Below are 13,174 nucleotides of genomic sequence, written 5' to 3'. Positions count from 1 at the left end.
GAGCGTAACGGCCGGTACCGACAACCCCGGGGGCCGCCGCCTCACGGACACGCGATCTTCGGCCCCCGGTACGCGGCCTTACGATGGGTGCCATGACTGCTTCGCCTGGCCGCCGTGTCCTGCTCGCCGCCCCCCGGGGCTACTGCGCGGGTGTGGACCGCGCCGTGATCGCCGTCGAGAAGGCCCTGGAGCAGTACGGGGCCCCGGTCTACGTCCGGCACGAGATCGTCCACAACAAGTACGTCGTGCAGACCCTGGAGAAGAAGGGCGCCGTCTTCGTCGAGCGCACGGAGGAGGTGCCGCCGGGGAACATCGTGATGTTCTCCGCGCACGGCGTCGCCCCCGTCGTCCACGAGGAGGCCGCGCGCGGCCGGCTCGCCACCATCGACGCGACCTGCCCCCTGGTCACCAAGGTCCACAAGGAAGCCGTCCGGTTCGCGGGCGACGACTTCGACATCCTCCTGATCGGGCACGAGGGCCACGAGGAGGTCATCGGCACCTCCGGCGAGGCCCCCGACCACATCCAGCTGGTCGACGGCCCCGAGGACGTCGCCAAGGTCGAGGTCCGCGACCCGTCCAAGGTCGTCTGGCTCTCCCAGACCACGCTCTCCGTCGACGAGACCATGGAGACGGTCGACGCCCTGAAGGAGAAGTTCCCGCAGCTCATCTCCCCGCCGAGCGACGACATCTGCTACGCCACGCAGAACCGCCAGCTCGCCGTGAAGCAGATGGGCGCCCAGGCCGAGCTGGTGATCGTGGTCGGCTCCCGCAACTCCTCCAACTCCAAGCGGCTCGTCGAGGTCGCCAAGCTGGCCGGCGCCCGCGAGGCCTACCTCGTGGACTTCGCCAGCGAGATCGACGAGGCCTGGCTGCGGGACGTGACCACGGTCGGCGTCACCTCCGGCGCCTCCGTGCCCGAGGTCCTGGTCGAAGAGGTCCTGGAGTGGCTCGCCGAGCGCGGCTACGGCGACGTGGAGATCGTCAAGGCGGCCGAGGAGTCCATCACCTTCTCGCTGCCGAAGGAACTCCGCCGCGACCTGCGCGAGGAGGCCGCCGCGCTGGTGGCCGAGCGGGGCGGTTCGGGTACGCCCCAGGCGTGAGCGGCGCTACCTCCCGGACCTGACCGACAGTCGTACGTCGTAGCGTGGAGTCATGCAGATCTTCGGTGTGGACATCGGCGGATCCGGGATCAAGGGTGCTCCCGTGGACCTGGAGAGGGGGGACCTGGCCCAGGAACGCTGCAAGGTGCTCACCCCGCACCCGGCGACGCCGGACGGGGTGGCCGACGGCGTGAAGCAGGTCGTCGAGCACTTCGGCTGGACGGGCCCGGTCGGGCTCACCTTCCCGGGCGTGGTCACGGGCGGGGCGACGGTGCGTACGGCGGCGAACGTCGACAGCGGCTGGATCGACACGGACGCGCGGGCGTTGTTCAGCGGACGGCTGGGCGGCCTGCCGGTGACCGTGGTCAACGACGCGGACGCGGCGGGCGTCGCCGAGATGGAGTTCGGCGCCGGTCAGGGCCGCCGGGGCACGGTCATCCTGCTCACCTTCGGCACCGGCATCGGCAGCGCCGTCTTCGTGGACGGCACCCTCGTCCCCAACACCGAGCTCGGCCATCTGGAACTGCACGGCCACGACGCGGAGAAGCGGGCCTCCAGCAAGGCCAAGGAGGACCACGACCTCACCTGGGAGCAGTGGGCGCACCGGGTGCAGAAGTACCTCGCCCACGTCGAGATGCTCTTCTCCCCGGAGCTGTTCATCATCGGCGGCGGAGTGAGCCGCAAGGCGGGCAAGTTCCTGCACCTCATCGAGGGCATCAAGGCCGAGATCGTCCCCGCGCAGCTGCAGAACAACGCGGGGATCGTGGGGGCGGCGATGCGGGCGGCCAAGAACGGGTAGTCCGGGCGCTGCCGACGGGTGGCCGGTCCGGGTGGTCAGCCCGGCCGGCGCCGCGCCGTCCGGCGGCGCACCAGCTGCACCCGCCGTACGAGCACCATCGAACCGGCGACGAGCGTCCCCCCGTACAGCCACCCCGCCTGTGTGGCCAGCGCGGTCACCAGGCCCATGACCCGGCCTCCCATGCCCCCGGTGCTGTCGGCCACGGGGACCAGGCCCACGGTGAAGGCGATCGGCGCGACCACGGGCGCGGTCAGCAGGTCGCCCTCGCGCACCCACAGCGCGGTCAGCACGCACACCGGCAGGAACAGCACGCCGTACATCGTGAGGGACGCCCCGAACAGCAACTGGTCCAGGCAGCCCAGCAGGAACATCGCCGCCGCGCCGAACAGCCCCCCACCCAACCCGGTGAGCCTGGGGTTCGGCAGCCGTCGTGCCGCCGCGCCGGGCCGGGCCGTCCCCGGGGCGGGCCGTCGCTCGTCCCCCGGGCGCCGTCTGGCCTGCGGCGGCAGGGGCGTCGGTCGTGTACCTCGTCGCGGTCCGTGTCGCTCGGGTGGCGTCCTGTGTTGCTCCACTGGACCAACCTAGGTTGGTTTATGTGCCGAACGGGTCATCAGACACGCCGTTGGCCGGAGCTCGCCCCAGCAATCCCCAGGGCCGCCGGGCCCATATCGGGGACGCCGTAGACTGGTGGATCGGCCGGTCCCCTGGCCCCTCACCTCCTGGCAGCCTCTGGCCCTCTCACGTACGGGAAGTCGCAACGTGTCGCTCACGATCGGAATCGTCGGTCTGCCCAATGTCGGCAAGTCGACCCTGTTCAACGCCCTGACCAAGAACGACGTGCTGGCGGCCAACTACCCGTTCGCCACGATCGAGCCCAACGTCGGTGTGGTCGGCGTCCCCGATCCCCGTCTGGCCAAGCTGGCCTCGATCTTCAAGTCGGAGCGGATCCTGCCGGCCACCGTCGACTTCGTCGACATCGCTGGCATCGTGCGCGGCGCCTCCGAGGGCGAGGGCCTGGGCAACAAGTTCCTGGCCAACATCCGTGAGTCCGACGCGATCTGCCAGGTCATCCGCGCCTTCAAGGACGAGAACGTCGTCCACGTCGACGGCAAGGTCTCGCCCAAGGACGACATCGAGACGATCAACACCGAGCTGATCCTCGCCGACCTCCAGACCATCGAGAAGGTCCTGCCCCGCCTCCAGAAGGAGTCGCGGATCAAGAAGGACGTGGCGCCGAAGGTCAAGGCCGTCGAGGAGGCCAAGGAGATCCTCGACAAGGGCGACACCCTCTTCTCCCAGGGCATCGTCCAGGGCAGCGAGCGCGCCGAGCTTCTGCACGACCTGCACCTGCTCACCACCAAGCCCTTCCTCTACGTCTTCAACGTCGACGAGGACGAGCTGACGGACGACGCCTTCAAGGACGAGCAGCGCGCCCTCGTCGCCCCCGCCGAGGCGATCTTCCTCAACGCCAAGCTCGAAGCGGACCTCGCCGAACTCGACGAGGACGAGGCCCTGGAACTCCTCCAGTCCGTCGGCCAGGACGAGCCCGGCCTCGCCACCCTCGCCCACGTCGGCTTCCGCACCCTCGGCCTGCAGACCTACCTCACCGCCGGCCCCAAGGAATCCCGCGCCTGGACCATCAAGAAGGGCGCCACCGCCCCCGAGGCCGCCGGTGTCATCCACACCGACTTCCAGAAGGGCTTCATCAAGGCCGAGGTCATCTCCTTCGACGACCTGGTCGAGACCGGCTCCGTCGCCGACGCCCGCGCCAAGGGCAAGGCGCGGATGGAGGGCAAGGAGTATGTGATGCAGGACGGGGATGTGGTGGAGTTCCGCTTCAACGTCTGAGCGGATGAAATAACACCACGTCACTGACGTGGCAAACCTGCAGCTCAGAAGGGGGCGGACGCTATCGAGTCCGCCTCCTTCGTCGTCACCGTGCTGGATGGGTGCTGGATATTCTGAGGTGGGCTCAGCGGCAATCAGGTCTCATGAACGGTGGACCGGTGTCCCACATGAACGACCCAGACCACCAGCTCCCCGTTTGTCGATCGTGTAGACCACGCGGTAGTCGCCGACGTGCAGACGGCGTCGTTCGGGCTGGGACACGAGTGCGGTGGTGTTGAAGCCGAGAGGGTCGGTCTCCAGCTCGGTCAGCTCGGCCATGCCGTGCAGTCCTGACCGAGCCGGTCGTACGGTTCGGCACGTCACGGACAGGGGCCGGCGCATCCAGCGTCCGGCCCCTTGCTCAGAATCCGCCCCCGACGGCCCGGTCGTACACCCTGGGCTCCGTGACCCATCCGGCCACCAGGACCAGCCCCGTGCCGCGGTCCGTGGCGAGGAAGCCGAAGGGGCGGTCGAAGACGGCGCGGACGACGGTGGTTTCGTGGCGGTACTGGGGGACGGAGCCCGGCGCGGCCATCACGGCCGAGACAGAGGCGGCGCGGAAGCCCAGGGCGCCGAACTGGGCGACCGTCGACTGGCGGGCCGCCCCGATGGCGAGCGGGGCGGTGCTCATGCCGGGGAAGTGGCTCTGCCGGAGGTCGCGTGCCGTCGTGAGGCCGAACAGGCGGTCCAGCGCCAGCAGATCGTGGTCCGCCCGTACGTCGTACGCCACGGTCGTCACGTCGAGCGTCACCGGCTCCGGGGAGACGGACGGCTCCCGCTCGACGTAGAGTCCGGGCCCCACGTGCCCGTACGGCAGCTGCCCGCCCCCGGTCGGCGCCAGCCCGCGCTCCACGACGGCCACGCCCGCGCCCAGCACCTGCCCGGGCGTCATCCGCTCCTCGCCGAGGACGAGGTGGACGTCGAGGCCGTTGTCGCCGGGCACCTTCAGGGCCGTGACGAATCCGTCGGGGGTGTTCGCCACCCCGACCCGGTCCGGCCGGACACCCCTGCGGTGCAGCCCCAGCAGCGTACGGCCCCGCCACGGTCCGGCATCCGGGCTCAGCATCCGCTCGCTGAAGGGGCGCGGCCAGTCGGTGCGCAGCGCCAGGGCAGTGGCGAGGACCATCCGGGCGTCCCGGTTCAGTGTGACCGGCATGCGCTCGACGAGGCCGCCGGTGTGCTTCGCCGCCCAGGCGTTCAACGCCTCCTGGTCGGTGATGAGATCGCCGCTCAGCACCCCGTGCGTCTCGGCCGGCAGCCCCGCCCGCCACTCCTCCCGCAGGGGGAGCGCCCGGTCCGTCCACAGGCCGAGGGCGGCATCCAGCCCGGGTATCGCACTCATTCCGGCCAGTAACTCCCGGGCCGCTCCCGCCGCCTGCTCGGCGGGCAGCCCCAGGGCGTCCGCCAGCTCCGCCCGGGCCGGGCCGGCCGCCCCGTCGGCCAGGAAGGCCAGCAGCGGCCAGACCCCGGCCGCCGAGAACACCGTGCCGCCCGTGCCGCCCTCCGCGGCCCACGCCCAGCGCGCGGTCAGCGCGTTGACCGCGCGTACCGCCGTCGTCCCAGTCACTTGTCGTCCCCCAACTTGTCGTCCCCCAATTCGTCGTCCCCCGACTCGCGGTCCCCCGAGTCGTGGTCACCCCACTCGTCGTCACTCCACTCCGGAAACGGCAGCGGATCCGTCACCCAGCCCGCCGCGAGCACCAGCCGCGAGTGCCGGTGCAGGGCGAGGAAGCCGAAGGGACGGTCGAAGCGTGCGCGGATCGTCGTCGTCACGAAGCGCAGATCCGGGACGCCGCCCGCGACCGCGCCGAACGCCGTCACGGCGGCGGCCCGGAAGCCCAGCGCGCCGAACCGGGCCGTCGTGGCCTGCTCGGCCGAGCCGATGGCCAGCGGGTGGCCGCTGACGCCCGGGAAGTGGCCCTGCCGGGCGTCCTGTGCCGTGGTGAGCCCGAACAGGCGGTGCAGCGCCAGCAGGTCGTGGTCGGCCCGCAGGTCGAAGGCGACCGTCGTCACGTCGAGCGACGGCGGCTGCGGGCGCCCGCGGCGTTCCCTGACCACGCTCAGGCCCGGTCCCGCGTCCCCGTACGGGAGCCGGGGCCCGGGCACCACCGCCGACCGGTCTGCCAGCAGGTCCACGCCCGCGCCCAGCACCTGTCCGGGCGTCATCCGCTCCTCGCCCAGCAGCAGATGGACGTCGAGGGCGTTGTCGCCGAGGACCTTCAGCTCGGTGACGAAGCCGTCGGGTGTGTCCGCGACGCCGATCCGGTCCAGCACGGCGGTCGAGCGGAAGAGGCCCAGTCGCGGGGGCTCGCCCCAGGACGTGCGGGCGGTCTCCAACGGTATTTCGTGAAAGGGCCGCAGCCACTCGGTCCGCATCGCCAGCGCACTCGCCAGCACCAGCTCGGTGTCCTTCGTCAGCCCGACCGGCATACGGTCGACGAGACCCCCCGTGCGCCGCGCCGCCCATGCGTCCAGCGCCTTGCGCGTGGCGCCGAGGTCGTCCGTGAGCACCCCGTGCGTGCCCGTGGGCAGCCCGGCCGCCCATTCCTCGCGGAGTTCCAGCGTGCGCCGGGTCCACAGCCCCACGGCCGTGTCCAGGCCGCGCATGTCGTCCATCGCGGCGAGCAACTCCCGGGCCGCTGCCGCCGCCTGTCCGGCGGGCAGCCCGAGGGCCTCCGCCAGTTCGGCCCGTGCCGCCCCCGCCGCCCCGTCGGCCAGGAAGGCCAGCAGCGGCCAGACCCCGGCCGCGGAGAACACCGTGCCCCCGTCCGCGGCCCCCGCCCACCGGGCGGTGAGTCGGTTCACCGCCCGGACCGTCGCCTTCGCGACCCGCATTCCACCCCCACCGGCAGCGCGCTTACCATGCGCGCAGTCGTACGTCAGTTCAACCGTCGGTTTCGCCGTCAGTTCGGCACTGCCGCCGCCCCAACCCCAGGAGCACGGTACCCGTGTCCATACCTCCGCCCCCCGGCCCCCAGCGGCCCGACGGCTCCTTCCCGCCGCCTTCGCCGTACTCGCCGTACCCTCAGGGACCTTACGGACAGCAGCCCCAGGGCCCCTACGGGCAGCCGCCGTACCAGCCCTGGACGCAGGGCTACAGCCCGTACAACCGCCCGGCGCCGGTGAACGGGCTCGGCATCGCCGCCCTGGTGCTGGGCATCCTCTGCTTCCTGCCGGGGGTGGGGCTGGTGCTGGGGCTGGTCGCGCTGGCGCGGATCAGGAAGCGGGGCGAGCGCGGGAAGGGCATGGCGATCGCCGGCTGTGTGCTGTCCGGGATCGGGCTCGCGCTGTGGGGGGTGGCACTGGCCACGGGCGGGGCGGCCGACTTCTGGCAGGGCGTCAGGGAGGGCGCGCGCGGCGGCGCGGGCATCACCCTCGCCAAGGGCGAGTGCTTCAACGCGCCCGGCGGCTCACTGGAGGGCGAGACGTACGACGTCGACAAGGTGCCCTGCGCCGGGGAGCACGACGGCGAGGTGTTCGCCTCCTTCCGACTGCGCGGCGGCGGCTCGTATCCGGGCGACGCCTCCATCACGGACCGGGCGGGCGAGCGCTGTTACGGCCTGCGGGACGGCTACGCGATGGACGGCTGGGCCGTTCCGGCCGACGTCGACGTCTACTACCTCACCCCCACCCGGGACAGCTGGGCGGTCGGCGACCGCGAGGTCACCTGCGTGTTCGGCAGCACCGACGAGGGTGCCGCGCTGACCGGCTCGCTGCGCAACGACGAGACCGTCCTCGACGCCGACCAGGTCGCCTATCTGAAAGCCGCGCACGTCCTCAACGCGGCCATGGACACCGCGCCCGACGCGGAGTACGTCGAGGACGACCTGCCCGGCCACAAGGCCTGGGCGGGGCGCGTCACGGCGGCCCTCGGCAAGCAGGCCGGGATGCTGCGCGGGCACACGTGGCCGGCGGGCGCGAAGAAGCCGGTCGCCGCGCTGGCCGACGACCTCGACAAGGCCCGGGCGGAGTGGGCGAAGGCCGCGAAGTCAGCCGACGCCGACGGCTTCTACACGCACTACGACAAGGGCTTCGAGCTCATCGACCCGGACCGGACGGTCACCGCGCGCAAGGCTCTGGGGCTGACCACCACCCCGCCGTCCCCCGACGACACCGGCCTGGAGGTGTGAGGGCGGCCATAAGGGGGAGAAACTGCCTGCGTAAAGCCCTCCCCATGCAGATGTCATCACATCGAGTGATTCTCTGGCCTTTGCTTGCACGGCACAACCCAGGGTTGCCACGCTGTTGCTGTCTGTACAACCTGATGGGAGCCGCTTGTGACTTTCGGTGAGCAGCCGGCGTATCTGCGGGTCGCGGGTGACCTCCGCAAAAAGATCGTCGACGGTCGGCTGCCGCCCCACACCCGCCTCCCGTCCCAGGCCAGGATCCGCGAGGAGTACGGCGTCTCGGACACGGTCGCCCTCGAGGCGCGCAAGGTGCTCATGGCCGAGGGGCTGGTCGAGGGCCGCTCCGGCTCCGGGACGTATGTGCGCGAGCGGCCCGTGCCCCGGCGCATCGCGCGCTCCGGCTTCCGGCCGCCCGCCGGTGCCACCCCGTTCCGGCAGGAGCAGGCCGACGCCGCCGCGCGCGGCACCTGGGAGTCCCGCAGCGAGCAGGCCGAGGCGAGCGGCGCCATCGCCGAGCGGCTCGGCGTCCAGGTGGGCGACCGCGTGATGTGCACCAAGTACGTCTTCCGGGACGCCGGCGAGCCGATGGCGCTCTCCACCTCCTGGGAGCCTCTCGCGGTCACCGGCCGCACGCCCGTGATGCTGCCCGAGGAGGGCCCGCTCGGCGGCATGGGCGTCGTCGAGCGCATGCGCGCCATCGACGTCATCGTCGACAACGTCACCGAGGAGGTCGGCGCCCGCCCCGGCCTCGCCGAGGAGTTGCTCACCCTGGGCGGGGTCCCGGGCCATGTCGTCGTGGTCGTCCAGCGCACGTACTACGCCTCCGGCCGCCCGGTCGAGACCGCGGACGTGGTGATCCCCGCCGACCGTTACCGGGTCGCGTACCACCTCCCAGTGAAGTAGCGCACACCCCCGGGGTAGTTGCTTCTTTCATCCACCCGATTCCCGCCCACGCGCCAGCCGTTGGAATCCGGCCGTTTTCGCAGGTGGCTCCCGGTGTGCCCGGCATGCCGTCAATCCGATGCATCGAAGCGCACGGACGGCGCACTCGTCATCGTGCGCCCCCTGCGTTCTGGCCGGTTGCGTACCTCTTGGTGAAAAGCCGTATTCGCTGCGTGAAGGTTAGGCGTACGCTCGGGCATATGCGGACTGCGGTTTCCTCAGCGGGCGGGGCACGGCGGGGGCCGGGAACGGGAGACGGGCGGGCGAGGACCGGAAGAAGAAGAGGTGGGGAGCGATGAGCGACGCCAACGGCACGGTCCTGATGCCCTGGCTCGTCATCCGGCAGGACGACAACGGCAATCGCTACCGCGTGGGCCGGTACGCGACCCGCGCCGAGGCGCAGAAGATCGCCGACAGCCTCGACGACCGCGGACACAAGCAGATCTACTGGGTGGAGCGCATCGGCCAGAACGGAAGCGGCTCGCGCGCCTGAACCCCGGCCCGGCACCGACAGTAGGCTCCGGCGCATGACGGAACGGATCGTGGTGGTCGGAGCCGCCCTGCTCGACGACGGCCGCCTGCTCGCCGCGCGCCGTAGTGCGCCTCCCGAGCTGGCCGGCCGCTGGGAGCTGCCCGGCGGCAAGGTGGAACCCGGCGAGTCGCCCGAGGACGCCCTGGCGCGCGAGCTGCGCGAGGAACTCGGCGTCGACGCCGAGGTCGTCGAGCGGGTACCGGGGGAGTGGCCGCTGAGGCCGCCGTACGTGCTGCGCGTGTGGACCGCCCGCCCGCGCCCCGGTTCCCCCGGCCCCGAGCCCCTCCAGGACCACGACCGACTGCGCTGGCTCACGCCGGACCAGGTCTGGGACGTGGACTGGCTCGACCAGGACGTTCCGGCGGTGCGAGAGGTGACCGCGTACCTCCGCTGAGGGCCGGACCGCACGGAATCCAGGGCGTACGCCGATCGTGTCACTGCGCGCCCTCCAGGGCGGTACTCGCCCCCGGATATCGGGTATGTGCCCATTAACCCCATGAAACTGGACATGGGTGGGCTCGCTGGCCTGGGAAGTGATCGGCGTGTTCGACACCGAAGGCGACTGCGCCGAGTGGACCTTTCCCGCGGAGCCGGGCGCCGTGCGCTCCGCCCGCGGAGCGGTTCGCGACCAACTGCGCGACTGGCGCCTCGACAGCCTCGCCGACCTCGCGGCCCTCCTGGTCAGCGAGCTGGTGACGAACTCCCTGCGGCACGCCACCGGCCCCATCGGCGTACGCCTGGTGCGCCCCGCCGGACTCGGCGACACCCTGCTGGTGGAGGTCTCCGACCCGCTCCCGGACCCGCCGCGCGAGCGCGCCCCCCGCCCCGACGAGGAGAGCGGGCGCGGTCTCCAACTGGTCGCCGGTTCCTCGCGCCGCTGGGGCACCCGGCCGGGGGCCGCCGGCAAGACGGTCTGGTTCGAACTCGCCTTGCCCGGTTGAGCGCCGGCGCGCGTTGTACATGTCCGACAGCGCTGTCCAGGGACCGGTTCCGGTCGGGGACCGTTGTCGTCGCGCGGGATTCGATGCCGTGTTCCCTGGTTAGAAGACTGGAAGTGTTGTCGCGGCCGGGACCGAAAAGCACCGGGAACGTGCTGTGATCGTGAACACCGTGTTGTGCGGCGCCGTAGTGCTGGATACTGCGGGCAGCCGCCCCCGGTGACCGGTGCCGGACGCGGTGAGCTGGAGGGGACGGTTCGCGTGAGCGAGATACCAGCGAAGGCCACGGAGTCCGAGGACCCGTCGGACGGCGCGAGGGCGGAGGCCGCAGGCGAGCTGCCGCCCGGGGACGCCATGTGGCAGAGCAGTCCGCCCGGCTCCATCTACGACTACATCAAGGTCGCTTCCTTCTCCATCAGTGCCGGAGGACTCGTCGACCAGTGGAGTCTGCGCGCCGAGCAGCTCTTCGGCATCCCCGCCGAGCGCGCCGTCGGCATGGACCCCATAGAGGCCTTCATCGACCGCGATCTGCACGAGCGCGGCCAGCGGAAGATGGCCGAGATCCTCGACGGACGGGAGTGGACCGGGGTGGTCCCCTTCCGGATGCCGGACACGGCGGACGGGGAGCGCGGGCAGGAGGGCCTCGCCGAGGTCTATGTGATGCCGACCCGCACCGCGGAGGGTGACAAGGCCGCCGTCTGTATCGTCGTCGACGTCCGTACTCTGCGCAGCATCGAGACCGATCTCGCCGCCTCGCAGGCGATATTCGGTCAATCTCCGTTCGGCTTCCTGCTGATCGACACCGACCTGCGGGTCCGCCGCGCCAACCATCGGTTCGCCTCCATCTTCGGCGGCACCCCCGACGACCACCGGGGCCTCGGGGTCCACGACTATCTGCCGCGCGGCGAGGCCGAGCGGGTCGCGGCCACCCTGCGCCGGGTCCTGGAGAACGGCAACTCCATCACGGACATGCACGTCACGGGCTTCGTGCCGGGCTCGGAGGAGCGCCGGCACTGGTCCGTCAACCTCTACCGGGTGCACAGCGGCAGCGGCCGGCCGATCGGCGTCGCCTGGCTCGGCACCGACATCACCGCCCGCCGCGCCGCCGCCCGCGAAGCCGCCGCCGCACGGCGCAATCTCGCCCTCCTCAACGAGGCGGGCGCCCGCATAGGGAACTCCCTCGACCTCGAGACCACCGCCCGCGAACTCCTCGACGTGGTCGTCCCCGGCTTCTGCGACCTCGCCACCGTCGACCTCTACCAGGGCCTGCTGGCCGGCGACGAACGCCCGCCCGGACTCGCCGACGGCAGCGCGGAACTGCGCCGCGTCGCCTTCGCCAGCGCCGTCTCCGACGCGCCCTTCATCGGCGGCGGCACCCCCGTCGCGGTCGGCGCGGTCCACCACTACCCCTTCAACTCGCCCTGCGCGGACGCCCTGCGCACCGCCCGCCCGCAGACCGTCCCCGCCGAGGAGGGCGGCATCGTCCAGTCCACGCTGGCCGTCCCGATGGTCGCCCACGACACGGTCGTGGGGCTCGCGCAGTTCGCCCGTACGAAGGGCAGCGAGCCGTTCGGCGAACGTGACCGGGATCTGGCGGTCGAGTTGGCGGCACGGGCCGCGGTGTGCATCGACAACGCCCGCCTCTACCGCCGCGAGCACGAACGCGCGCTGATACTGCAACGCTCCCTGCTCCCGCCCGGCGACCCGGAGGCCTCCGGCCTGGACATCGCCTGCCGCTACCTGCCCGGCAACGCGGCGACGGAGGTGGGCGGCGACTGGTTCGACGTCATAGAACTGCCCGGTCACCGCACCGCATTGGTGGTCGGGGACGTGATGGGCCGGGGCCTGCGCGCGGCGGTCGCGATGGGCGAACTCCGCACCGCGGTCCGTACCCTCGCCCTCCTCGACCTCGAACCGGCCGAGGTCCTCGCCGCGCTGGACGAGATCGCCCGCGGCCTCGGCACCCCCGGCGGTGTCCAGCAGGCGACCCGCACGGCCCGCCAGCCCCGGGACGCCGACCTGTCCGAGGTCTACCTCGCCACCTGCGTCTACGCGGTCTACGACTCGGTGACCAGGCGGTGCACCTTCGCCAACGCCGGCCATCTGCCGCCGGTGCTGGTGGAACCCGGCGAGCCGGCGCTGATGCTGGACGTGCCGCCCGGGATGCCGCTGGGCGTGGGCGGCGAGCCCTTCGAGGAGGTGGAGGTCGATCTCCCCGAGGGCGCCCTGCTGGCGCTCTACACGGATGGACTGGTCGAGTCCCGAGACCACCCCCTGGACGAGGGCCTCCAGGCCTTCGTGGGAGCGCTGACCGACCCCTCCCAGCCGCTGGAGGACGTCTGCGACCACGTCCTCAACACCCTCGACACCCACCACGGCGAGGACGACATCGCGCTGCTGATGGCCCGTGTCCAGGGCCTGCCGGCCGAGTCCGTCGGCGACTGGACCCTGCCGCGGGAGCCGCGCAGCGTGGGCCGCGCCCGCGAGTACGCGCGCGGCCAGCTGCTCAGCTGGGATCTGGAACCCCTGGTCGACACCACGGAGTTGCTGGTCAGCGAGCTGGTCACCAACGCCCTGCGGTACGGCGAGGGCGAGATAAGGCTGCGCCTGCTGCTGGACCGCACCCTGGTCTGCGAGGTCTGGGACTCCGGCCTGGTCCAGCCCCGCCGCCGCCGCGCGCGCGACACCGACGAGGGCGGCCGGGGCCTGCAACTGGTCGGTCTCCTCAGCGCGGCCTGGGGCTCCCGCCGCACCCCCCGGGGCAAGACGGTCTGGTTCGAACTCCCCCTCCCCGGCGGTGAGAACGGCCTGACGGACCCGGCGGAGGCGTTGCTGAGCCTGTTCTGACG

12 protein-coding genes and 1 pseudogene are annotated in these 13,174 nt (G+C 71.9%); 9 read left to right on the top strand and 4 right to left on the bottom strand.

Features of this window, described 5'->3' with window-relative positions; translation table 11 throughout:
- Positions 1-83: 83 nt before the first annotated feature.
- Together ACZ7L0_RS06070 and ppgK are read left to right on the top strand one after the other, a co-directional pair.
- Positions 84-1,100, top strand: coding sequence for a 4-hydroxy-3-methylbut-2-enyl diphosphate reductase (locus ACZ7L0_RS06070; protein ID WP_471241211.1), 1,017 nt, complete (start codon positions 84-86; stop codon positions 1,098-1,100).
- A 52-nt stretch (positions 1,101-1,152) separates the two neighbouring features.
- Positions 1,153-1,899 (top strand): polyphosphate--glucose phosphotransferase, encoded by a 747-nt coding sequence (ppgK, locus tag ACZ7L0_RS06065; protein ID WP_471241210.1) that lies wholly within the window; start codon positions 1,153-1,155, stop codon positions 1,897-1,899.
- 35 nt (positions 1,900-1,934) lie between these two features.
- Here ppgK and ACZ7L0_RS06060 read toward each other — a convergent pair whose 3' ends face one another.
- Complete coding sequence (locus ACZ7L0_RS06060; RefSeq protein WP_471241209.1) at positions 1,935-2,471, bottom strand: DUF6542 domain-containing protein; 537 nt, start codon at positions 2,469-2,471, stop codon at positions 1,935-1,937.
- 187 nt (positions 2,472-2,658) lie between these two features.
- Here ACZ7L0_RS06060 and ychF point away from each other — a divergent pair, with 187 nt between their 5' ends.
- Positions 2,659-3,747, top strand: a complete 1,089-nt coding sequence (gene ychF, locus ACZ7L0_RS06055; RefSeq protein ID WP_471241208.1) for a redox-regulated ATPase YchF — start codon at positions 2,659-2,661, stop codon at positions 3,745-3,747.
- Positions 3,748-3,881: 134 nt separating this feature from the next.
- On the opposite strand, the pseudogene ACZ7L0_RS06050 reads toward ychF, so the two are convergent.
- The 3 genes and pseudogenes from ACZ7L0_RS06050 to ACZ7L0_RS06040 all read right to left on the bottom strand — a co-directional run.
- Positions 3,882-4,065 (bottom strand): annotated as a pseudogene (locus tag ACZ7L0_RS06050) (type II toxin-antitoxin system RelE family toxin); the annotation flags it as partial.
- Positions 4,066-4,147: 82 nt separating this feature from the next.
- Positions 4,148-5,353, bottom strand: coding sequence for a serpin family protein (locus tag ACZ7L0_RS06045; RefSeq protein WP_471241207.1), 1,206 nt, complete (start codon positions 5,351-5,353; stop codon positions 4,148-4,150).
- Positions 5,350-6,621, bottom strand: coding sequence for a serpin family protein (locus tag ACZ7L0_RS06040; RefSeq protein WP_471241206.1), 1,272 nt, complete (start codon positions 6,619-6,621; stop codon positions 5,350-5,352). The genes ACZ7L0_RS06045 and ACZ7L0_RS06040 overlap by 4 nt, the downstream gene beginning before the upstream one ends.
- A gap of 113 nt (positions 6,622-6,734) precedes the next feature.
- Here ACZ7L0_RS06040 and ACZ7L0_RS06035 point away from each other — a divergent pair, with 113 nt between their 5' ends.
- The 6 genes from ACZ7L0_RS06035 (at position 6,735) to ACZ7L0_RS06010 (ending at position 13,172) form a co-directional block, all read left to right on the top strand.
- Complete coding sequence (locus tag ACZ7L0_RS06035) at positions 6,735-7,916, top strand: DUF4190 domain-containing protein (RefSeq protein WP_471241205.1); 1,182 nt, start codon at positions 6,735-6,737, stop codon at positions 7,914-7,916.
- A 147-nt stretch (positions 7,917-8,063) separates the two neighbouring features.
- Complete coding sequence (locus ACZ7L0_RS06030; protein ID WP_471241204.1) at positions 8,064-8,816, top strand: GntR family transcriptional regulator; 753 nt, start codon at positions 8,064-8,066, stop codon at positions 8,814-8,816.
- Between the two features lie 334 nt (positions 8,817-9,150).
- Positions 9,151-9,348: an SPOR domain-containing protein gene (locus tag ACZ7L0_RS06025; protein WP_471241203.1), complete on the top strand. Its 198-nt coding sequence runs from the start codon at positions 9,151-9,153 to the stop codon at positions 9,346-9,348.
- Positions 9,349-9,382: 34 nt separating this feature from the next.
- Positions 9,383-9,781, top strand: a complete 399-nt coding sequence (locus tag ACZ7L0_RS06020; RefSeq protein ID WP_471241202.1) for a (deoxy)nucleoside triphosphate pyrophosphohydrolase — start codon at positions 9,383-9,385, stop codon at positions 9,779-9,781.
- A 118-nt stretch (positions 9,782-9,899) separates the two neighbouring features.
- Positions 9,900-10,328, top strand: coding sequence for an ATP-binding protein (locus ACZ7L0_RS06015; RefSeq protein WP_471241201.1), 429 nt, complete (start codon positions 9,900-9,902; stop codon positions 10,326-10,328).
- A 258-nt stretch (positions 10,329-10,586) separates the two neighbouring features.
- Positions 10,587-13,172, top strand: coding sequence for a SpoIIE family protein phosphatase (locus ACZ7L0_RS06010; RefSeq protein ID WP_471241200.1), 2,586 nt, complete (start codon positions 10,587-10,589; stop codon positions 13,170-13,172).
- The last annotated feature ends 2 nt before the right edge of the window (positions 13,173-13,174 follow it).

The organism is Streptomyces sp. NPDC039424 (assembly GCF_055639495.1).
The sequence above is the reverse complement of the archived record's forward strand: the minus strand, read 5'-3'. Positions and strand labels throughout refer to the sequence as shown.

Coding starts and splice junctions, on each gene's coding strand:
- ACZ7L0_RS06070 (WP_471241211.1), top strand. CDS start 84: ATGGGTGCCATGACTGCTTCGCCTGGCCGCCGTGTCCTGCTCGCCGCC.
- ppgK (WP_471241210.1), top strand. CDS start 1,153: ATGCAGATCTTCGGTGTGGACATCGGCGGATCCGGGATCAAGGGTGCT.
- ACZ7L0_RS06040 (WP_471241206.1), bottom strand. CDS start 6,621: ATGCGGGTCGCGAAGGCGACGGTCCGGGCGGTGAACCGACTCACCGCC.
- ACZ7L0_RS06025 (WP_471241203.1), top strand. CDS start 9,151: ATGAGCGACGCCAACGGCACGGTCCTGATGCCCTGGCTCGTCATCCGG.
- ACZ7L0_RS06020 (WP_471241202.1), top strand. CDS start 9,383: ATGACGGAACGGATCGTGGTGGTCGGAGCCGCCCTGCTCGACGACGGC.